The sequence below is a fragment of the Mesorhizobium sp. M0772 genome, assembly GCF_040320135.1.
Classification (GTDB): Bacteria; Pseudomonadota; Alphaproteobacteria; order Rhizobiales; family Rhizobiaceae; genus Mesorhizobium.
Genome location: NZ_JAMYPB010000011.1, coordinates 64548 through 84556 on the forward strand (window position 1 = coordinate 64548; position 20009 = coordinate 84556).

The following is a 20009-nucleotide window of genomic DNA, read 5'->3' on the forward strand; positions in this document are numbered from 1 at the left end:
AAATGCGCGTTGCTTGGGCCGGGGGAAGAGACGTGGCTAGGATCAGGAAGGGCGCGGCCGTACCAGCGCCACAGTTCTTGGAAGACGATCCGTCCACCGGCTACCTGCCGGGGCGCAGATGGCCGGTCATCCGCTACGGTCTGGTCACGCTGCTTGCCTCCGCCATCCTGGTGTTCGCCATCGAATGGATCGTGCGCGGCGACTTCTTCGGCACAGTCGACTTCTTCCTGCAGCCATTCAAGCCGGGCTGGACCACCATCATTGTCTTTGCATTGGTGCTGATGGGACTGGACGCCGTGCTTGGCCGCAGTCACCAGAGCCTGATGATCGTGGCGCCGCTGACGCTGGCGCTGGCCTTTGTCGGGCATCAGAAGTCGCATTATCTCGGCGATCCGCTCTACCCAACCGATTTTCTTTATTCGCGCCAGATCATGGCACTGATGCCGCTCCTGGTGCGCGAGCGGCCCTGGACGGCGCTCGCCATGGCGGTCGGCATCGTCGCCGGCCTGTCGCTGCTGATCTATGGCTGGCGGTTGTGGCGCCGCAAGGTTCCGATCCTCAGCCGCAAAGGGCGGCTGGCGCGGCTGACGCTGGCAGTGCCGCTGCTCGCCTTCTTCGTCTCGATCATGGACTACGCCACCTTCTCGTGGACCCGCGACCGGCTGCAGATCATCCCGATCATGTGGGACCAGAAGGAGAACTACGCCTCCAACGGGTTTGCGCTGGCCTTCGCGCTCAACGTGCCGATGGCGCATGTCTCGGCGCCGGCGGGCTATTCCGACAAGGCGATCGACGCGATCGACAGGCCTGATGTGGCGGCCTCGGTACCGGATGAGAAACCCGACATCATCGTGGTGATGAGCGAATCTTTCTGGGATCCGACCAAGCTGCCCGGCGTCACAATCACGCCTGACCCGATCCCCAATGTGCGGGCGCTGCGTTCCGGCTATATGTTCTCGCCGGAATTCGGCGGCATGACCGCCAACATCGAATTCGAGGCGCTGACCGGCTTTTCCAATGCCTTCCTGCCGGCGGGCTCGATCCCCTATCAGCAATATGTGCGCACGCCGACGCCGTCGCTGGCGACCTTCCTGAAAAGCGAGGGATACCGGGCGCGCGCCATCCATCCGGGCACCAACTGGTTCTGGAACAGGGGCGCCGTCTATGCCGATTTCGGCTTCAACGATTTCCGCTCGGAAGAGACGCTGCCGCCACTGGAAAAGCGCGGGCCGCTGGCTTCCGATGCCTCGATGACCGACGAGATCATCGCAGAGGCCGACGCCAGCGAGCGGCCGGTGTTCTTCTTCGCCGTCAGCCTGCAGAACCACGGTCCCTACGAGCCGTACCGCTATTACAATCCGACCCACAAGGTCGCGGCGCCGATCAGCACATGGGCGCGGGAATCGCTGCTCAGCTACGCCGAAGGCTCCGCCGATGCCGACCGTGGCCTCGAACGATTGATCGAATGGGCGAAGAAGCGCGAGCGGCCGACGGTCATCGCCTTCTTCGGCGACCATCTGCCGCCGCTCGGCCCCGTCTATGTCGAAACCGGTTACCTGAAAGACAATGTCGCGCCGCGCAAGGAACCGACGCCGGAGGCGGCACTGGAGCATCATCAGACGCCGCTGGTCATCTGGTCTAACCGCACCGGTCCGGCGCAGGATATGGGCGCGGTGAGCCCGGCCTTCCTGCCCTACCATATCCTTACCACGGCCGGGATCACGCACCCCTACTATACCGGCTTCTTAGGCGCGCTGCGCGAACGCTATCGCGTCGTGGATCGCAATCTGCTTTTGACACCGTCAGGTGAGGCCACGGCGGACTGGGCGCGGCAGAAGGACATCGATCCGGCGATCAACGATTTCCGCCTGCTGCAATACGATATGATGTTCGGCAAGCGTAAGGCGGCTCCGGACTTCTTCCCCGAAACGATCAACGGTCGTACCCCGCATACGAGTTGATGCCTGGTCTTTCCAACCCTGCGACGCCAGGACGCTGTCCGGAGCATGCGTTACCCTTGCCTTCCAGCCAAATTGCTATATAGACGCCCGCAATCTGCCGGTCCTTGCTGGGGGCTGAACGGAGGGCCGGAGGTTTTATCCAAAACCTTCGTGTGAAGCCAGAAGCGCTTCCGCCTCCCGTGTCTCCGCTCTCGACCGTCTCGAAATGCTCCTTTCTTCCCCGCCCCTTCGGGATCAGCGGGTCAGAGAAGTTGCAGAGGCTTTTGCCGCGAGGATCCGGGAGAGAAACGAAGAAAGGCACTGAACCACTATGGCTCTATACGAACATGTGTTCCTTGCCCGGCAGGACCTCTCGCAGCAGCAGGTCGATGCGCTTGTCGAACAGTACAAGGGCGTCATCTCCGCAAATGGCGGGTCCGTCGGCCGGGTCGAGAACTGGGGACTGAAGTCCCTCACCTACCGGGTCAACAAGAACCGGAAGGCTTACTACACGCTTATGGACCTCAACTGCCCGCCGGCAGCGCTCAACGAGATGGAGCGCCAGATGGGCCTGTCCGAGGACGTGCTGCGTTTCCTGACCGTCAAGGTCGAGGCGCATGAGGAAGGCCCGTCGGCCATGATGCAGAAGCGCGAAGAGCGCTCGGAACGCGGCGGCTTCGGCGACCGCGACCGTGGCGATCGTGGTCCGCGCTCGTTCGGCGACCGTGATCGCGGCGACCGTGGCGATCGTCCGCCGCGCTCATTTGGCGATGCCGGTGGCGATCGTGGTCCGCGCCGTCCGCGCGAAGGCGTTGAAGGAGGTGCAGAATAATGGTCGACATCAATCAGATCCCGACCCGGCGCCCGTTCCATCGCCGCCGCAAGACCTGCCCGTTCTCCGGCGCCAATGCGCCCAAGATCGACTACAAGGACGTGCGTCTTCTGCAGCGCTACATTTCCGAGCGCGGCAAGATCGTGCCGTCGCGCATCACCGCCGTCAGCCAGAAGAAGCAGCGCGAACTCGCCAAGGCGATCAAGCGCGCCCGCTTCCTCGGCCTGCTGCCCTACGTGGTTCGCTAAGATCTCCGAAGCAGGCGGTTCGCCGCCTGCTTCCTTCTCCCACGGCGACGGGCGCCGCAGGGGTAATTTGATGATGCATGTCGTTGTCCCAAAACCGGGACCACTTTTGGCGACATGCACTGAAATCCCGAGTTGAGGTGAAAAGCCTCTAACTGCCGCGACAGGCAGGACAGCGACACCGGCGCCAAGGCGCTCAGAGCTTCCTGACCTGTTCCATTCAATTCGGCGCCGATCCCGCGGTCGGTGCCCCCAGACGAAGGAACAAAACCATGCAAGTGATTCTTCTCGAACGCGTTTCCCGCCTCGGCCAGATGGGCGATACCGTCAAGGTCAAGGACGGCTTTGCCCGCAACTTCCTCTTGCCGCAGGGCAAGGCGCTGCGCGCCAACGAAGCCAACAAGAAGAAGTTCGAAGGGCAGCGCGCGCAGCTCGAAGCGCGCAACCTCGAGCGCAAGTCGGAAGCCAGCCAGGTTGCCGAAAAGCTCGACGGCAAGAGCTTCATCGCCGTGCGTTCGGCCGGCGAGACAGGCCAGCTCTACGGTTCGGTGTCGACCCGCGACATCGCCGACCTGCTGACCGCCGAAGGGTTCTCGGTCAACCGCAACCAGATCCAGCTCAACCAGCCGATCAAGACCATCGGCGTCACCAATGTGGCGATTGCGCTGCATCCGGAAGTCGAGGTCACCATCAGCCTCAACATCGCCCGCACGGCCGACGAAGCCGAGCGCCAGGCCAAGGGCGAGACGCTGACCACCGCCGAAGCCATCTATGGCGATGACATCAACGACAACGCACGGCCGGAGAACTTCTTCGACCCGAACACCGAGTTCGAAGGCGGCGAAGAAGACAACGCCTGATCCCGCACTGGGCCTGATCGGGAAGCGAGGGAGCAGCGCTCCAATCACTTCCTCGTCATCCAGCCTTTCTGGACCAATGCCCGGGCCTCTCGCCCGGGCATTTTTGTGCCAAATGGAACTTTTCGAACCCCTATATATTGTTGCAGAATTGGTCCGCCAGTCTGACCGGAGGGGACATTTGGTGATGAATATTCTGTTGAAGCGCGTTCTCGACCGCCTGGTGCGTACGGGCAATCTGAAAGTCACCGGGCCGAAGGGCTCGACAGCGGTTTTCGGCGACGGCAGCGGCGAGCCGGTGCATATGCACATCAAGACCGCGCATGCCGAGCGCGCCATTACCTTCGATCCGATGCTGGCCGTGCCGGAAGCCTACATGGACGGCGAACTCGACATCATCGAGGGCGGCGTACTGGGTATGATGCGCATCGCCTTCCAGAACATGGGCAGCGGCGGTATCGACGCCACCTGGTCGAAGGCCATCGAGGGTCTGCGCCACGCCTTTCGCCGCCTGCAGCAGATCAACACCGCATCACGGGCGCGCCGCAACGTGCAGCGCCACTATGATTTGTCGGGTGACCTCTACCGGCTCTTCCTCGACGACGACATGCAGTATTCCTGCGCCTATTTCGAACAGCCGGACATGACGCTCGACGAGGCGCAGATGGCCAAGAAACGCCATATCGCCGCCAAGCTCAGGCTGAAGGCCGGCCAGACCGTGCTCGATATTGGCTCCGGCTGGGGTGGGCTCGGCCTCTATCTCGCCAAGGCTTTCGATGTCGACGTCCAAGGCGTGACGCTGTCGACCGAGCAGCACGGCGTCGCCACCGACCGGGCGCATGCGCAAGGCTTGCAGGACCGCGTGCATTTCGACCTCAAGGACTACCGCGAACTCAACGAACGCTTCGACCGCATCGTCTCGGTCGGCATGTTCGAGCATGTCGGCGTCAACCACTTCCGCACCTTCTTCGACAAGTCGGCGACGTTGTTGAAGCCCGACGGCGTCATGCTCTTGCACACGATCGGCCGCTCCGGCGTGCCGTGGGCGACTAGCGCCTTCATCCGCAAGTACATTTTTCCGGGCGGCTACATTCCCTCGCTGTCGGAGGTGATGCCGGCGATCGAGAAGTCGGGCCTTGTGGTCACCGACATCGAGATTCTGCGGCTGCACTATGCCGATACGCTGAAGCATTGGGGCCAGCGCTTTGCCGCCAACCGCGACAAGGCTAAGGCCATCTATGACGAGCGCTTCTGCAGGATGTGGGAGTTCTATCTGGCGGCTTCGGAAGCCGCCTTCCGCTGGCAGGATCTGGTCATCTTCCAGATCCAGGTCGCCAAGAAGAACGACACGCTGCCGATGACGCGCGACTACATGGCCAAATGCGAAAAGGCGCTGGAAATGCGCGAAATGGGGCATCGTCAGGAGACGGCGGCCGTCGAGCCTGCTGTCGCCAGGTCCGTGCCTGCCAGGTCCGTTGCTGTCAGGTCCGTTGCGGCCAAGCCAGCGCGCCGTCGCAAGGTGGCGGATCGCGAATAACGCCTCGATTGCGATTGCCGCTTGCCATTGACGGCTCTGACACTGAAAAAGGTCTCGTTCTCGCGAGACCTTTTTTAATGACCTGCCTGCCCACCATCGCCACCACCCTTGTCGAGTTCGCCGGCGCCTCGGTGCTCGCGCCACGCGGAGCCTGAGCGTGGAACTCCCCGCTTCGCTGCGACAAGGCGTCGAGCGCCTGCTCGAAACGACACCGCTGGCGGTGCTGCGCCAGGCGGCGAAGACGCTGTCTGACCGCTACCGGGCCGAATTGCGCGACGGCCGCCCGCACATGGCCGAAGAGATGGCGGTAAAAGCCTATCTGGCGACGCGGCTGCCGGCGACCTACGCGGCGGTACGGGCCGGTCTCGACGAACTCGCCTATGCGCGGCCCGATTTCCAGCCAACGAGCTTGCTCGATGTCGGCGCCGGTCCCGGCACGGTGCTTTGGGCCGCTACAGATCTGTGGCCCGACCTCGAAGAGGCGGTTCTGGTTGAAGCAAGCGCCGCGGTGCGCAAGGTTGGCCAGTCGCTCGCCCTTGATACCATCGCCACCAGGATGGACTGGCGGGCCGGCGACGTGACCATCGACCTTGCCGATCTCAAGCCTGCCGATCTGGTCACCTGCGCCTATGTGCTGGACGAGATCGCGCCGGCATCGCTGCCGAAGCTTGTCGGCCGGCTCTGGCAATTGACAGGCGACACACTGCTGATCATTGAGCCTGGCACGCCGGCCGGCTGGCAGCGCATCCTGGCTGTGCGCCGGCAGCTGATCGGGGCCGGCGCGCATGTGCTGGCGCCTTGTCCGCATGAGGCGCCCTGCCCGCTTGAGCCCCCCGACTGGTGTCATTTTTCGCGCCGCGTCGCCCGCTCGCGCCTGCATCGCCTGGCCAAGGACGCCGACGTGCCGTGGGAGGACGAGAAATTCATCTACGTCGCGGCTTCGCGGCAACCCGCGCCTGCACGTCGGCCGCGCGTGATTGCGCCGCCGAAATCGGGCTCCGGCAAGGTGCTGCTCAAACTGTGCCAGCCGGATGGCGGCGCCGGCGAGACACTTTTCACCAAGCGCGAGGGCGAGCTGTTCAAGGCAGCGCGGCGGCTGGACTGGGGTGATACATTGGACGGAAGAAGCAGATAATCACCGAGATTGTTCTTGCTCTGTTCCAACGACTCGGATAAAAGTCAGCGCCTTTCTGAGTCAACCGGAATCGGGGCGCGGAAACACTCTTCTGTGGACGGTTTGCCGCCCCTGTGAACAACGGGGCATCAAGGTTGATTGGTCGTGCGGTGATGCAGAAAGGTCAGCACCGATTTATCTCGTTCTGATATCGAGAAGCCGGGATCAAAATCGGGGACATCATGGCAGAGGCAGCGCGAAAATTCGGCGTGGCGGAGCAGCAGCCGCTTTATCGTGAAGCGCCGAACAACATCGAGGCCGAGCAGGCGCTGCTCGGCGCCATCCTCGTCAACAACGATGCCTTCTACCGCGTCTCCGACTTCCTCAAGGCCGGCCATTTCTACGAGCCGCTGCACCGGAAAATCTTCGAGGTCGCGGCCGAGCTCATCCGCATGGGCAAGGTGGCGACGCCGATCACGCTGAAAACCTTCCTGCCGGCCGACGAGAAGGTCGGCGACATGACGGTGGCGCAATACGTGGTTCGTCTGGCGGTCGAAGCCGTCACCGTCGTCAACGCCACCGACTATGGCCGCGCCATCTACGATCTGGCCACGCGCCGGGCACTGATCACCGTCGGCGAGGACATGGTCAACATCGCCTATGACGCGCCGGTCGACATGGCGCCGTCCGAACAGATCGAGGATGCCGAGCGGCGGCTGTTCGAACTGGCCGAAACCGGCCGCTACGACGGCGGCTTCGAGAGCTTCACCGACGCGGTCAAGACCGCCGTCGACATGGCCAACGCCGCCTATATGCGCGACGGCCATTTGTCGGGCCTCGCCACCGGCATGCGCGATCTCGACCGCCGCATGGGTGGCCTGCAGGCGTCGGATCTGATCATCATTGCCGGCCGTCCGGGCATGGGCAAGACATCGCTCGCCACCAACATCGCCTTCAACATCGCCGAGATGTATGAGCCGGCGCAACAGGCCGACGGCTCATTCAAGGCAGCCAATGGCGGCGTCGTCGGCTTCTTCTCACTGGAAATGTCGTCCGAGCAGCTCGCCACCCGCATCATTTCCGAACAGACGGAAATTTCGTCGTCAAAAATCCGCCGCGGCGAGATTTCAGAGATGGATTTCGAAAAGCTGGTCGCCTGCTCGCAGACCATGCAGAAGATCCCGCTGTTCATCGACCAGACCGGCGGTATCTCGATCGCGCAGCTGTCGGCGCGGGCGCGGCGGCTGAAGCGTCAGCGCGGCCTCGACCTCATCGTCATCGACTATATCCAGCTGATGCAGGGGTCGAGCGCGAAATCGTCACAGAACCGGGTGCAGGAAATCACCGAGATCACCACCGGCCTCAAGGCGCTGGCCAAGGAACTCTCCGTTCCGATCATCGCGCTGTCGCAGCTGTCGCGTCAGGTCGAAAGCCGCGAAGACAAACGCCCGCAGCTGTCCGATCTTCGCGAATCCGGCTCGATCGAGCAGGACGCCGACGTGGTGATGTTCGTCTACCGCGAGGAATATTATCTGAAGAACCGCGAACCGAAGCCCGGCACCGACGAATACATCAAGTGGGAACACGAGATGAACGAGATGCGCGGCAAGGCCGAAGTCATCGTCGCCAAGCAGCGCCACGGCCCCACAGGTTCGGTCAGCCTCGCCTTCCATGGCGAGTTCACACGGTTTTCCGACCTCGCCGAAGAGCATCATATTGCGGAGAGGTTCGAGTAGCTTTTTGGCCTACCGCAGCGCTCCGTCACACCCCCCTCTGGCCTGCCGGCCATCTCCCCCGCAAGGGGGGAGATCAGCAGCTTTGCGGACGACGCTCATCTTGCGACGTTGGGGACTGGCGAAAGCAGCGACGATAGCCAATCTCCCCCCTTGCGGGGGAGATGTCCGGCAGGACAGAGGGGGGTGTGCAAGATCACCCTCCTTCGGTCATTTGCAGGCAGCATCACTCCATGGCTAAATCGCGCGTCCAGTTCATCTGCCAGAATTGCGGGTCGGTGCATCAGCGCTGGGCCGGCAAATGCGATGCCTGCGGCGAGTGGAACACACTCGTCGAGGAAGGCACGTCCGGCGGCATCGGCTCGGGACCGGCCAACACGCGCAATGCGCGCAAGGGCCGCGCCGTGGTGCTGACCAGCCTGTCCGGTGACATCGAGGATGCGCCGCGGATCATCTCCGGCATTGGCGAACTCGACCGCGCCACCGGCGGCGGTTTCGTGCGCGGCTCGGCGCTGCTGGTCGGCGGCGATCCCGGCATCGGCAAGTCGACGCTGCTTACCCAGGCCGCAGCAGCATTGGCGTCAAAAGGCCACCGCATCGTCTATGTCTCGGGCGAAGAGGCTGTCGCGCAGATCCGGCTGCGGGCGCAGCGGCTTGGCGTCGCCGACACGCCGGTCGAACTTGCCGCCGAGACCAATGTCGAGGATATCCTGGCAACAATAGCCGACGGCAGAAGGCCGGACCTCGTCATCCTCGATTCCATCCAGACGCTGTGGACCGACATGGCCGACTCGGCGCCCGGCACCGTCACCCAGGTGCGCGCCTCGGCGCAAGCGATGATCCGCTACGCCAAATCCACCGGTGCTGCCATCGTGCTGGTCGGCCATGTCACCAAGGAAGGCCAGATCGCCGGTCCGCGCGTCGTCGAGCACATGGTCGACGCCGTTCTCTATTTCGAAGGCGAAGGCGGCCATCACTACCGCATCCTGCGCACGGTGAAGAACCGTTTTGGGCCGACCGACGAGATCGGCGTCTTCGAGATGTCGGACAAGGGCTTGCGCGAGGTCGCCAATCCGTCGGAGCTGTTCCTCGGCGAACGCCACGCAAAATCGCCGGGTGCCGCGGTATTTGCCGGCATGGAAGGGACACGTCCGGTGCTGGTCGAGATCCAGGCGCTGGTGGCGCCGTCCACATTGGGCACGCCGCGCCGTGCCGTCGTCGGCTGGGACGGCGCACGGCTGTCGATGATCCTTGCCGTGCTCGAAGCCCATTGCGGCGTGCGCTTCGGCACCCACGATGTCTACCTCAACGTCGCCGGCGGCTACCGGATTTCCGAGCCGGCGGCCGATCTGGCGGTTGCCGCTGCACTGGTTTCGTCGCTCACCGGTCTTGCCCTTCCCGCCGATTGCGTCTATTTCGGCGAAATCAGCCTGTCGGGCGCAGTGAGGCCGGTTGCGCATGCGCAGCAGCGCCTTAAAGAGGCCGAAAAGCTGGGTTTTGGAAGTGCGGTTCTGCCCTTGGGCAGCGAGGAGGTTGTCGGGGGGATCGGGGCCGGCGCTTTCCAGCCGACCGAACTTGCCGATCTCGTCGCACGCATAGCCGGCTCACGGCGCAGCCGTGTCGACGTGGAAGATTGACGCGGCTCGCCCGAGCCGTGAAAAGACAATCTGAGTGGGGCGAATGACATGCCGATTACGCTGCTGGACGGAATTCTCGTCGGCTTCACCCTGGTCTCGGCGATGCTCGCCATGGTTCGCGGCCTGTCACGCGAAATCCTGTCCGTCGTGTCCTGGGCGGCTGCCGCCGCGGCGGCATTCTTCTTCTACAAGCCGGTGCTGCCTTACGTTCAGCCCTATGTCGAAAGCGACAAGATCGCCATGGCGGCATCCGCCGGCATCGTCTTCCTCATCGCGCTGATCGTCGTTTCCGTCATCACCATGAAGCTAGCCGACTGGATCATCGATTCCAGGATCGGCGCGCTCGACCGTACGCTGGGCTTCCTCTATGGCGCCGCGCGCGGCGTCCTCGTCGTCGCCGTGGCGCTGCTGTTCTTCAACTGGCTGGCCGGCGCCAAGGCCCCTGCCTGGATCGCCAACGCCAAGTCGAAGCCGCTGCTCGAGACCATCGGCGCCAAGCTGGAAAGCCTGCTGCCCGAAGATCCGGAAAACGCCATCCTGAAGAAGCTCAATCCGAATCAGCCGGCAGCCGAGACGCCTCCGGCGGCCGATGCACCGGCGGCGGATGCTCCGGCAACCGGTGACGATACGCCGGCGCCCGACGACGAGACCGACGCTCCGGCCGATAACGCACCCGCGCCCGCTGCTCCGGCTCCGGCCGCGCCGGCAAACTGATACGGACGGATGGTGCCGGACAGGCGCCATCCCGGCAGTTCCGGCCTGACTATGTTGCTTTCGCGGTGCTATCGCACTATATGGCCATTTTAGCGGAGCTTGAGCCCCATGGCAGTTTCGAAGGCAGACGCGGACGACGTGCTTTCCGCCGAAGCAGACGATCATTTCCACGACGAATGCGGCGTGTTCGGCATTTTCGGCCGGCAGGACGCTGCGGCCATCGTCACGCTAGGCCTGCATGCGCTGCAGCATCGCGGCCAGGAAGCGGCCGGCATCGTCTCCTATGACGGCACGCAGTTCCATGTCGAACGCCATGTCGGCCTGATCGGCGACACCTTCACCAAGCAGCACGTCATCGACAGCCTGCAAGGCAACCGTGCCATCGGCCACACGCGCTATGCCACGACCGGCGGCGCCGGCATGCGCAACATCCAGCCCTTCTTCGCCGAACTCGCCGATGGCGGCTTCGCCGTCGCCCATAACGGCAATCTCACCAACGCCATGACCGTGCAGCGCGCGCTGCAGAAACAGGGCGCGATCTTCTCGTCGACCTCCGACACCGAGACGCTGCTGCATCTCGTTGCCACCAGCAAGGAACGCGATTTGAATTCGCGCTTCATCGACGCCGTGCGTCAGGTCGAAGGCGCTTTCTCGCTGGTCGCGATGACCTCCAAGAAGATGATCGGCTGCCGCGACCCGCTCGGCATCCGCCCGCTGGTGCTCGGCGACCTCGACGGCGCCTGGATCCTGGCCTCCGAAACCTGCGCGCTCGACATTATCGGCGCCCGCTTCGTGCGCGACCTGAAGCCCGGCGAAATGGTCGTGGTGACCTCGAAGGGCATCGAGAGCCTGTTCCCCTTCGAGCCGCAGAAGACCCGCTTCTGCATCTTCGAATATGTCTATTTCGCCCGCCCGGACTCCTCGGTCGAAGGCCGCAATGTCTACGAAGTGCGCAAGCGTATCGGCGCCGAATTGGCGCAGGAAAGCCCGGTCGAGGCCGATATCGTCGTGCCGGTGCCGGATTCCGGCACGCCGGCGGCAATCGGCTTTTCCCAGGCGGCAGGCATCCCCTTCGAACTCGGTATCATCCGCAACCACTATGTCGGCCGAACCTTCATCCAGCCCGGCGATTCGATCCGCCATATGGGCGTCAAGCTCAAGCACAACGCCAACCGCCGGATGATCGAGGGCAAGCGCGTGGTGTTGGTCGACGATTCGATCGTGCGCGGCACCACCAGCCAGAAGATCGTGCAGATGGTGCGCGACGCCGGCGCCAAGGAAGTGCACATGCGAATCGCCTCGCCGCCGACCAGCGCGTCGTGCTTCTACGGCGTCGACACGCCGGAGAAGTCGAAGCTTTTGGCATCGCGCATGTCGATCGAGGAAATGGCCGAGTTCATCCGTGTCGATTCGCTCGGCTTCCTCACCATTGACGGGCTCTACCGCGCCGTCGGCGAAGCCAGCCGCGACAATGAGCAGCCGCAATTCTGCGACGCCTGTTTCACCGGCCAGTACCCGACCCGCCTGCTCGACTTCGAAGGCCACGACAATGTGCGCACGCTGTCGCTGCTGGCGAACAACGGGGCGTAAAGCCCAACTGCTATCCTTGAAAGCGCTCGCATGACCCTCGACCTCTCCGGCCGCGTCGCGGTGGTTACCGGCGCCTCGCGCGGCATCGGCTACTTCATCGCCAGGGAACTTGCCGCCGCCGGCGCGCATGTCATTGCGGTTGCCCGGACCGTCGGCGGGCTGGAAGAACTCGACGACCAGATCAAGGCCGAGCGCGCGAAAACCGGCAAGGGCGAAGCGACGTTGGTGCCTCTCGACCTCTCAGACATGGCCGGCATCGACCGGCTGGGCGGCGCCATTCACGAGCGCTGGGGCAAGCTCGACATTCTGGTGGCCAATGCCGGTGTGCTCGGCGTCATCTCGCCGATCGGCCATGTCGAGGCCAAAACCTTCGAGAAGGTAATGACCATCAATGTCACCTCGACCTGGCGGCTGATCCGCTCGGTCGACCCGCTGCTCAGGCTGTCCGACGCCGGCCGCGCCATTCTCATGTCGTCCGGGGCCGCGCATTCGGCGCGCGCCTTCTGGGCGCCCTATGCGGCGTCGAAGGCGGCTGTGGAAGCCATGACGCGTTCCTGGGCGCATGAGACGCAGAGCCTGGCGCTCCGCATCAATGCCGTCGACCCCGGTGCCACCCGCACCGCCATGCGTGCACAGGCCGCGCCCGGCGAGGATCCGGAAACGCTGCCGCACCCCTCAGAGGTTGCAAAACGCATCGTGCCGCTGGCGAGCCCCGAGCTGAAAGAGACGGGGCTGATCTTCCAGGTCAAGAACAACCGCTTCGTCGCCTACCGGCAGCCGGAATAAACCGGGTTGTAGCGGGATTAAACAGGCCTCCAGTTACGTTTCTTCGAATGTAGGACATTCGAAACCGGAGGACCGACATGCGTAGACTTCTTCTCGTTGCCGCCGCCGCGATTGCCGCCACAGCTGGCGTGGCGCTGGCGCAAGACGCCAAGATAAGTTTCTTCGTCACCAGCGTCGGTTCCGGCAAAGGCGCCGATCTCGGCGGTCTCAAGGGTGCCGACGCGCATTGCGCCTCGCTGGCGGAAGCGGCTGGGGTTACCGGCAAGGAATGGCACGCCTATCTCTCGAGCGCCAATGTCGATGCGCGCGACCGTATCGGCAAGGGTCCCTGGGTCAACGCCAAGGGCGAGAAGATTGCCGATGACGTCGCCTCGCTGCACAGCGACGCCAACGCCATCACCAAGCAGACGGCGCTCAACGAAAAGGGCGAGGTGGTCAACGGCCGCGGCGACAAGCCGAACCGGCACGACATATTGACCGGCTCGAAGCCCGACGGCACCAAGATCGCCGACCAGACCTGCGGCGACTGGACCTTGAGCGGGGCGGAGGGCGCGGCGATGATGGGCCACCACGACCGCACCGGCCTTGACGAGTCGGCGGCGGCGAAATCCTGGAACTCCTCGCATGCCTCGCGCGGCGGCTGCAGCCAGGAGGCGCTGAAAGGCACCGGCGGCGACGGCCTGTTCTACTGCTTTGCCGCGAACTAAGCGGGCTCGGGAGCGGTTCTGTTCACGGGTCTGTGATGGTCCGGCGAGCCGCTCCCCCATCGCCCTGCTTTCGCCATCAGCCGGGAGTTGCTAGGGTCAACCGACTCCGACACCCAGCAAAGCGAGGAATTCCCATGGCTGCTCCCAGCGTAGCGTTGGTCTGGTACCTGGTGATCGCCGGCCCGCAAGGCGGCATGGTGGTGCTGCCCAGCACCTTCGACACCCGCGAACAGTGCACCAACGCCATCACCGAATATCAGAAGCAGCCGACGCCGGCCGGCTGGGCGGTGAACTGCGTGCCGAGCGCCTCGCCTTTCACCGATGAGGGTGATGCGGAAGAGCCGGCGGCGCAGTAGCGCAATCTCCCCCCTCGAGGGGAGATGGCCGGCAGGCCAGAGGGGGTCGCCTCGCGTAGAGTGCCAACCTCCTTCCGCACAAAGGGCGTCGCGTCCAGTCGGCCCGACCCCCTCTGTCGCCTTCGGCGACATCTCCCCCTCAAGGGGGGAGATCAGGCGCGCGCACTCACCGTCAGCTCCGGCTTGCTGTTGATGGTCTGGAACACCACGCAATAGCGTTCGGTCAGCTTGATGAGCGAATCGATGCGCGCCTGCGGCTCATCCGTGTCTAGGTTGAAATTCAGCCGGATGGCGCGAAAGCCCACGGGGGCGTCCTTGGCCACGCCCAGCGTGCCGCGAAAGTCGAGATCGCCTTCGGCCTCGACGGTGGCTGCGCCAAGCCTGAATTCCAGCGCCGTCGCCACTGCCTTCAGCGTCACGCCGGCGCACGCCACCAGCGCCTCCAAAAGCATATCGCCCGAACACAATTCGAGCCCGGAACCGCCGGTCGCCGGCTGCAGGCCGGCGACCGCCCGCGCCCAGCCCGTCTCGCCCTTGCAGGCAATCGACTGGTCGTCGATGGAGCCTTTGGCGCGAAGCGTGATCAGCGCTCGAGAGGAATCGTCGCGATAAGCCTCCTTGATCGGTGCCTGCATGGCCTTGAGTGCGGTGGCGTCCATGTTGCATTCCTTTTCGAGTCCGTCGCGCTTTGATAGCACTGATATGCCGGCGAGACAGCGCCCCCCTCTGCCTACCGGCCACCTCCCCACAGGGGGAGATCTGCAGCTCCGCCGATGGCGCTTTCTACGCCGGCGATTAGCGAAGGCGGTCGCGACATCCAATCTCCATCCCTGTGGGGGATGTCCGGCAGGACAGAGGGGGCGTGAAGGAACGCTAGCTCGCGAAGAGTTACTTTGACTTCGACCGCCCGAGCCATACCTAAGCAGAGTCATTCCCGCGGAGGCATCATGCCGTTCAAGCTGAAACTGATCTCGCTTACCCTGTTGGTGCTTGCAGCCTTCGCGCAGCCCGTCCTCGCCGAAACGCCCGAGCGCCCCGCCCCGGCAGGCGGCGTGCTGTCGCTGCTGCCGGCACCGCAGACGACCAGCCATTCAATCACCATTGCCGGGCGCAAGCTGGACTATCAGGCAAAGGCCGGCACGCTGTCGCTGCTATCCGGCAAGGGCGAGGTCACCGCGGAAATCTTCTATGTCGCCTACACGCTGCCGCCACTGGCGGGCGCGGAGAAGGCTCGCCCCATCACGTTCGTCTTCAATGGCGGCCCGGGCGCGGCATCCGCCTATCTGCATCTCGGCGCACTCGGCCCGCGTGTCGTCGCGACCGGCGCCGATGGCCAATTCCTGCCGCCGCCGCAAAAGCTGATCGACAATCCCGACAGTTGGCTCGACATGACCGACCTCGTCTTCGTCGATCCGGTCGGCACCGGCTACAGCCGCGAGGCCCCCGGCCAGGACACGAAAGATTTTTGGGGCGTCAGCCAGGACGCCAGTTCGATCGGCGCTTTCATCCGGCTCTATCTCGCCCAGAACGGCCGCACCGGATCGCCGCTCTTCCTCGCCGGCGAAAGCTATGGCGGGTTCCGCGCGGCACTTCTCGCCAGGACCCTGCAGGAAGATGTCGGCCTGAGCCCCAACGGCATCGTGCTGATCTCGCCTGCACTGGAGTTCACGCTGGTGCTGCCCGACGAATTCCAGCCACTGCATTGGGCGCTGGAACTGCCCTCGCTGGCGGCGGTGCGCCTGCGCAGCGAAGGCCTCAGCGGCGAAGCACTGCGCGAAAAGCTCGCCGAGGTCGAAAAGTATGCGCTGGGCGACTACCTCACGGCTCTGACCGGCGGGCTGGAACAGGGCGGGCGGCTGGCCAGCCAGCGCGTGGCCGAGATCACCGGCCTGCCGCTCGACCTCGTGCAGCGCAATTTCGCCCGCATCCCGACCGGCCTGTTCGCGCGCGAATTCCAGCGCGCCAGTGGCAAAGTGCTCAGCCCGTATGACGGCACCATCGCCACCAGCGACATCGCCCCGGAGAGCGCCCGCAGCGCCGGCCCGGATCCGGTGCTCGACCGCAGCGTGCCGGCGCTGACCTCAGCCTTTGTCGGTTATGCGCGCGACGAGCTGAATTTTCGCACCGATGTCAGCTACCGGTTGCTCAATGGCGATGTGACCCACGCCTGGGACTATGGCGGCTCGCGGCAAGGCTATGCCGGGGTGATGGACGATCTGCAGCGGGCGCGCTCGCTCAACCCGGGGCTTGGCGTGGTGATCGTCAACGGTGACACCGATCTGGTCACGCCCTATCTGGCCTCACGCTATCTGGTGAGCCAAATCCCGACGCTGGGCGCGGCAAAACCCATCCGTCTCGACGTCATCGAGGGCGGCCACATGATGTATCTCAGGCCGGGCGGCCGGCGCGCCCTGAAGGAGGCCGCTTCGGAGCTCTACCAGGCAACACAGTGAACGGCGTGCCCATGCTGTCGGCCAGGCTGCGCCAACGCAAGCTTGCCACTGGCGTAGCGCCCCGCAGGCTTTCGCCCGTATAGCCTGCAATGGGAGCCTGATTGGGGCAGGCTTCTTCTTCGTCCTCTTGACAGCGCCGGACACGCCGCATGGCCGATATTGCCATTCTGGAAACCCGCGAAAGGGTGCTTGCCGGCATCCTGTTCACCGGCTGCGCCTATTTCCTGTTTTCGACGCAGGACGCCGCGATCAAGCTTCTGGTCGTCGGCATCAGCGTCTGGCAGATCATGTTCTTCCGCTCGATCGCTGTGCTTATCGGCTGTGCTGCAATCGGCGGACCGCCCATCTTTGCCGACACAATGCGCTCGCCCATCGTGCGGCCGATGCTGGTGCGCAGCGCCTTCACGCTCGGCGCCTGGCTCTGCTACTACAACGCGGCCCGCTCCCTGCAGCTGGCCGAACTCACCACCATCTATTACGCCGCCCCGATCATCGTCACCGTGCTGTCGGTGGTGATGCTTGGCGAAAAGGTGCCTCTGTTGCGCTGGCTGGCGGTGTTCATCGGCTTCGTCGGCGTCTTCATCGCCTGTGATCCCACTCGTCTCGGCTTGTCCGTGCCGATGCTCTTGGTACTGGCTGCGGCAGTGCTGTGGGGCATTGCCGTGGTGCTGTTGCGCAAGACGGCGCTGGCCGAGCGCACGCTGATCCAGCTTGTGCTCAACAATTTCTACTTCCTGGTGTTTTCCACGGTGCCGGCGCTGTTGGTCTGGCAGATGCCGGACTGGCGCCAGTTGCTGCTTTTGATCAGCGTCGGCGCGCTCGGCGGCGTGGCGCAATTTATGCTGTTCGAAGGCATGAAGCGGGCGCCGGTGTCGATCGTGGCGCCGTTCGAATACACCTCATTGGTCTGGGCCTTCGGGCTCGGCTTTGCGATCTGGGGCGACGTGCCGCGTCGCGAGGTGTTTCTGGGGGCGGCGTTGATCGTCGGCGCCGGCCTGCTGATCATCGGCAACGAGCATTTCCGCAAGCGGCTATGAGTACCCCGTGCTGACAGCATGGTGGCAGGAGAAGACGGATAGGCTGCTGAGATGACGGAAGCGCTCGACGGCCCAGGCACCACAGATACCGCTGCCGAGCGTACGCTCGGCATCATGCTGGTGGCGGCCTCGGCGGCTTTCTTCGCCCTCACCGGCGTGCTGACCAAATCGATCCACGCCGACCCGCTGACCATCACCTGCTGGCGCGGCTTTGTCGGCGCGATCCTGATCACCTTCTATGTGCTGTGGCGCCGGCGCCGCTCCGGCGGGCGGGAAAGCTTGCGGCTTGGCTGGCGCGGCTGGCTGCTGGCCCTTGAGGGCGCCGCGGCCAGCATCGCCTTCATCTCGGCGTTCAAATTCACCTATGTCGCCAATGTCGCTGTCATCTACGCCACCGCGCCCTTCATCACCGCGCTGCTCGCCTTCGTGCTGGTGCGCGAGCCGTTCCGGGCGCAGACGCTTGCCGCCGCCGCCGTTTCGCTGTGCGGCGTGGCGATGATGGTCGGCTCCGGCTTCGGCAGCGGTCATCTGTTTGGCGATGGGCTCGCGCTGCTGATGACCGCCGGCAGCGCGCTCTACATGATCATGGTGCGCGCCTTCCGCGACACGCCGGTGGTGTGGGCGGGCGCAGTCTCGGCGCTTCTGCTGTTCGTGCTCGGCTGGTTCGTCACCGACCCCCTGGCGATTTCTGCTCGCGACGCCGTGCTGCTCGTCGCCTTCGGAGGATCGTTCGCAGCGGCGTCGATCCTGTGGACCGAAGGCTCGCGGCTGATCCCTGCGCCTGAGTCCGGCCTTCTCGGTGCCGCCGAAGTGCCGTTTGCGATCCTGTTCGCCTTCCTGTTCCTCGGCGAGATCGCGCCGGCCGCCAGCCTGGTCGGCGGCGCCATAGTACTGTGCGCGGTTTTCGCCCATGCGGGGCGCGACTGGCTGGCCGCGAGAAAAAGTGCGGCAACCCAATAATTATTTTCCAAGTCATGGAACCATCATGCGGATCAGGCAGTTTTATGTGCGACGGGTCACCCCCAAGTCCCCCCAAACCCCTCGACCCGTCTTCCTCAAAGCCGACCGTAAAGGTCGGCTTTTTCTTTGGACATCAGCCGGCAAAGCCGGGCAAGGCGAGGTTGTCGCTGAGCAGGATGGCAAGATCGCGCGCCGGCCGCTCGGCGCCCTGGCCGAGTTTTATCGCGAATTGCGCTGTCGGCACCGGCGGCAGGGCGAATTCGCGCGGTGCTTCGGCAATGCCTGAATGGGCAAAGCGGGCGGTGCGCAAGGTCAGCGCGATGCCGGCATTGACCGCCGTGCGCAAGCCGGCAAGGCTGGCGCTGCCGGCGGCAATGCGGTAGCGGCGGCCGGCAGCATCGAGGGCCGCGAGTGCTGCTTCGCGAAAGCCGCAATAGGGGTCGAGCAGCGCCAGCGGCAATTCCTCTTCCCGCACGGCAAGCCCTTTTTGCGAGCACAGCCACAGCATCGGCTCACTGAACAGCCCGACTTCGTCATTGGCCGGCGTCTTGCGCATGACAACGGCCAGATCGAGCTGCCCGGCCTGCAGCGCCTCGCCAAGCTCGGCCGAACGGCCGACGCGCAGTTCGACCCTGACGCGCGGATGGCTGGTCGCGAAGGTGCGCAGCAGCTCCGGCAGGCCGCTATCAGCGAAATCCTGTGTCGTGCCGATGGCGACGCGACCAGCGGCACGCGCGCCCTTGAGCGCCAGCCAGGCCTCGCTGTGCACGGCAAGAATGCGGCGGGCATGACCGACAAGATCCTCGCCGGCCGGCGTCAGCCCGCGCCCGCGCCCCTGCGCCACCAGCAGCGGTTCGCCGACGATCTCCTCCAGGCGCTGCATCTGCGCGGTCACCGCCGAGGGCGAGCGGCCGACAACAGACGCAGCCTGAGCCAGCGAGCCGCCATCGACAAAGGCAAGGAAGGTTTTGAGCAGATCGGGATCGAGAGCTTGCATACTTCGATAATACAGAACCTTATGTTAGAGACAATTCGATTTTTTTGACCCAAAGATGGTGGCATTGTCTCTCCAACGCCGCTCAAACGAAGGAGAGAAAAGTGCCCATCATCAACATCAGCGTCACCGGTAAGCCCGACGCCAAGCTGTCCGCCAGAATCGCCAAGGAAATCACCGGCCTGACCGCAACCCATCTGCGCAAGGACCCGACGATCACCGCCGTCGCTGTCACCTATATCGACCCGCAGCACTGGTTCGCCGGCGGCAAGTCGCTGGCAGAGCATGGCGCCAATACTTTCTGGCTCGACATCAAGGTGGTCGGCGGCACCAACACCAAGCTGGAGCTGGAAGCCTATCTGAAGGCGATCTTTGAGGCCTTTGGTAAGTTGCTGGGTGGCGTGCACGAGGAAAGCTATGCCTTCGTGCATGAAGTCCCGGCCGCGGCGTACGGTTATGGCGGCAAGTCGCAGGAGTTCCGGTTCATCAGTGGGCGGCTGAAGGCCACGGCCTGATT

The 20009-nt window shown here is 64.2% G+C and carries 19 protein-coding genes; 17 read left to right on the top strand and 2 right to left on the bottom strand.

The features are described from left to right. Positions 1-2: 2 nt before the first annotated feature. The 13 genes from NKI06_RS10305 to NKI06_RS10365 all read left to right on the top strand — a co-directional run bounded on the left by NKI06_RS10305 (position 3) and on the right by NKI06_RS10365 (position 14048). A complete protein-coding gene (locus NKI06_RS10305; RefSeq protein WP_031195194.1) occupies positions 3-1961 on the top strand; it encodes an LTA synthase family protein in 1959 nt (652 codons plus the stop codon). 310 nt (positions 1962-2271) lie between these two features. Next, complete coding sequence (gene rpsF / locus NKI06_RS10310; RefSeq protein ID WP_023672722.1) at positions 2272-2772, top strand: 30S ribosomal protein S6; 501 nt, start codon at positions 2272-2274, stop codon at positions 2770-2772. Then, positions 2772-3020, top strand: a complete 249-nt coding sequence (rpsR, locus tag NKI06_RS10315) for a 30S ribosomal protein S18 (RefSeq protein WP_006203718.1) — start codon at positions 2772-2774, stop codon at positions 3018-3020. Before rpsF ends, rpsR begins: the two co-directional genes overlap by 1 nt. A 269-nt stretch (positions 3021-3289) precedes the next feature. Next, entirely contained in the window at positions 3290-3877 is a 588-nt protein-coding gene (gene rplI / locus NKI06_RS10320; RefSeq protein WP_023672721.1) for a 50S ribosomal protein L9, read from the top strand. A gap of 184 nt (positions 3878-4061) precedes the next feature. Then, positions 4062-5411 (top strand): cyclopropane fatty acid synthase, encoded by a 1350-nt coding sequence (locus NKI06_RS10325; RefSeq protein ID WP_352985140.1) that lies wholly within the window; start codon positions 4062-4064, stop codon positions 5409-5411. A 157-nt stretch (positions 5412-5568) separates the two neighbouring features. After that, the gene (locus NKI06_RS10330) at positions 5569-6546 is read left to right on the top strand and encodes a small ribosomal subunit Rsm22 family protein (protein ID WP_352985142.1); all 978 of its coding nucleotides are present in this window, start codon (positions 5569-5571) and stop codon (positions 6544-6546) included. 221 nt (positions 6547-6767) lie between these two features. Continuing rightward, positions 6768-8261 carry a replicative DNA helicase gene (locus tag NKI06_RS10335; protein WP_023672717.1) on the top strand — a complete coding sequence of 498 codons (1494 nt, stop codon included), beginning with the start codon at positions 6768-6770 and terminating at the stop codon, positions 8259-8261. A gap of 230 nt (positions 8262-8491) precedes the next feature. Next, positions 8492-9895: a DNA repair protein RadA gene (gene radA, locus NKI06_RS10340; protein ID WP_023672716.1), complete on the top strand. Its 1404-nt coding sequence runs from the start codon at positions 8492-8494 to the stop codon at positions 9893-9895. Positions 9896-9943: 48 nt separating this feature from the next. After that, positions 9944-10609 carry a CvpA family protein gene (locus NKI06_RS10345; RefSeq protein WP_023672715.1) on the top strand — a complete coding sequence of 222 codons (666 nt, stop codon included), beginning with the start codon at positions 9944-9946 and terminating at the stop codon, positions 10607-10609. A 108-nt stretch (positions 10610-10717) separates the two neighbouring features. Then, a complete protein-coding gene (purF, locus tag NKI06_RS10350; RefSeq protein ID WP_023672714.1) occupies positions 10718-12199 on the top strand; it encodes an amidophosphoribosyltransferase in 1482 nt (493 codons plus the stop codon). A 30-nt stretch (positions 12200-12229) separates the two neighbouring features. Further along, on the top strand, positions 12230-12985 hold the full coding sequence (locus NKI06_RS10355; RefSeq protein ID WP_023689118.1) for an SDR family NAD(P)-dependent oxidoreductase: 756 nt from the start codon (positions 12230-12232) through the stop codon (positions 12983-12985). Between the two features lie 77 nt (positions 12986-13062). After that, positions 13063-13692 (top strand): hypothetical protein, encoded by a 630-nt coding sequence (locus tag NKI06_RS10360; RefSeq protein ID WP_023711954.1) that lies wholly within the window; start codon positions 13063-13065, stop codon positions 13690-13692. Between the two features lie 134 nt (positions 13693-13826). After that, a complete protein-coding gene (locus NKI06_RS10365) occupies positions 13827-14048 on the top strand; it encodes a hypothetical protein (RefSeq protein WP_023689120.1) in 222 nt (73 codons plus the stop codon). Positions 14049-14200: 152 nt separating this feature from the next. Here NKI06_RS10365 and NKI06_RS10370 read toward each other — a convergent pair whose 3' ends face one another. Then, a complete protein-coding gene (locus NKI06_RS10370) occupies positions 14201-14707 on the bottom strand; it encodes an OsmC family protein (protein ID WP_352985144.1) in 507 nt (168 codons plus the stop codon). 288 nt (positions 14708-14995) lie between these two features. Between NKI06_RS10370 and NKI06_RS10375 the strand changes: the two genes are divergently transcribed. The 3 genes from NKI06_RS10375 (at position 14996) to NKI06_RS10385 (ending at position 18498) form a co-directional block, all read left to right on the top strand. Beyond that, on the top strand, positions 14996-16501 hold the full coding sequence (locus NKI06_RS10375; RefSeq protein WP_352985146.1) for a S10 family peptidase: 1506 nt from the start codon (positions 14996-14998) through the stop codon (positions 16499-16501). A 149-nt stretch (positions 16502-16650) separates the two neighbouring features. Then, entirely contained in the window at positions 16651-17538 is an 888-nt protein-coding gene (locus tag NKI06_RS10380; RefSeq protein ID WP_023689123.1) for a DMT family transporter, read from the top strand. A 51-nt stretch (positions 17539-17589) separates the two neighbouring features. After that, positions 17590-18498, top strand: coding sequence for a DMT family transporter (locus NKI06_RS10385; protein ID WP_352985148.1), 909 nt, complete (start codon positions 17590-17592; stop codon positions 18496-18498). Between the two features lie 133 nt (positions 18499-18631). On the opposite strand, the gene NKI06_RS10390 is transcribed toward NKI06_RS10385, so the two are convergent. Continuing rightward, positions 18632-19495: a LysR substrate-binding domain-containing protein gene (locus NKI06_RS10390; protein ID WP_352985149.1), complete on the bottom strand. Its 864-nt coding sequence runs from the start codon at positions 19493-19495 to the stop codon at positions 18632-18634. A gap of 101 nt (positions 19496-19596) precedes the next feature. Between NKI06_RS10390 and NKI06_RS10395 the strand changes: the two genes are divergently transcribed. After that, positions 19597-20007: a tautomerase family protein gene (locus NKI06_RS10395; RefSeq protein ID WP_352985151.1), complete on the top strand. Its 411-nt coding sequence runs from the start codon at positions 19597-19599 to the stop codon at positions 20005-20007. The last annotated feature ends 2 nt before the right edge of the window (positions 20008-20009 follow it).

Excerpts from the sequence above, each read along its gene's own strand:
- NKI06_RS10305 (WP_031195194.1), top strand. The coding sequence starts at position 3 with ATGCGCGTTGCTTGGGCCGGGGGAAGAGACGTGGCTAGGATCAGGAAG.
- rpsF (WP_023672722.1), top strand. The coding sequence starts at position 2,272 with ATGGCTCTATACGAACATGTGTTCCTTGCCCGGCAGGACCTCTCGCAG.
- rpsR (WP_006203718.1), top strand. The coding sequence starts at position 2,772 with ATGGTCGACATCAATCAGATCCCGACCCGGCGCCCGTTCCATCGCCGC.
- rplI (WP_023672721.1), top strand. The coding sequence starts at position 3,290 with ATGCAAGTGATTCTTCTCGAACGCGTTTCCCGCCTCGGCCAGATGGGC.
- NKI06_RS10325 (WP_352985140.1), top strand. The coding sequence starts at position 4,062 with ATGAATATTCTGTTGAAGCGCGTTCTCGACCGCCTGGTGCGTACGGGC.
- NKI06_RS10335 (WP_023672717.1), top strand. The coding sequence starts at position 6,768 with ATGGCAGAGGCAGCGCGAAAATTCGGCGTGGCGGAGCAGCAGCCGCTT.
- radA (WP_023672716.1), top strand. The coding sequence starts at position 8,492 with ATGGCTAAATCGCGCGTCCAGTTCATCTGCCAGAATTGCGGGTCGGTG.
- NKI06_RS10345 (WP_023672715.1), top strand. The coding sequence starts at position 9,944 with ATGCCGATTACGCTGCTGGACGGAATTCTCGTCGGCTTCACCCTGGTC.
- purF (WP_023672714.1), top strand. The coding sequence starts at position 10,718 with ATGGCAGTTTCGAAGGCAGACGCGGACGACGTGCTTTCCGCCGAAGCA.
- NKI06_RS10355 (WP_023689118.1), top strand. The coding sequence starts at position 12,230 with ATGACCCTCGACCTCTCCGGCCGCGTCGCGGTGGTTACCGGCGCCTCG.
- NKI06_RS10360 (WP_023711954.1), top strand. The coding sequence starts at position 13,063 with ATGCGTAGACTTCTTCTCGTTGCCGCCGCCGCGATTGCCGCCACAGCT.
- NKI06_RS10365 (WP_023689120.1), top strand. The coding sequence starts at position 13,827 with ATGGCTGCTCCCAGCGTAGCGTTGGTCTGGTACCTGGTGATCGCCGGC.
- NKI06_RS10370 (WP_352985144.1), bottom strand. The coding sequence starts at position 14,707 with ATGGACGCCACCGCACTCAAGGCCATGCAGGCACCGATCAAGGAGGCT.
- NKI06_RS10375 (WP_352985146.1), top strand. The coding sequence starts at position 14,996 with ATGCCGTTCAAGCTGAAACTGATCTCGCTTACCCTGTTGGTGCTTGCA.
- NKI06_RS10380 (WP_023689123.1), top strand. The coding sequence starts at position 16,651 with ATGGCCGATATTGCCATTCTGGAAACCCGCGAAAGGGTGCTTGCCGGC.
- NKI06_RS10385 (WP_352985148.1), top strand. The coding sequence starts at position 17,590 with ATGACGGAAGCGCTCGACGGCCCAGGCACCACAGATACCGCTGCCGAG.
- NKI06_RS10390 (WP_352985149.1), bottom strand. The coding sequence starts at position 19,495 with ATGCAAGCTCTCGATCCCGATCTGCTCAAAACCTTCCTTGCCTTTGTC.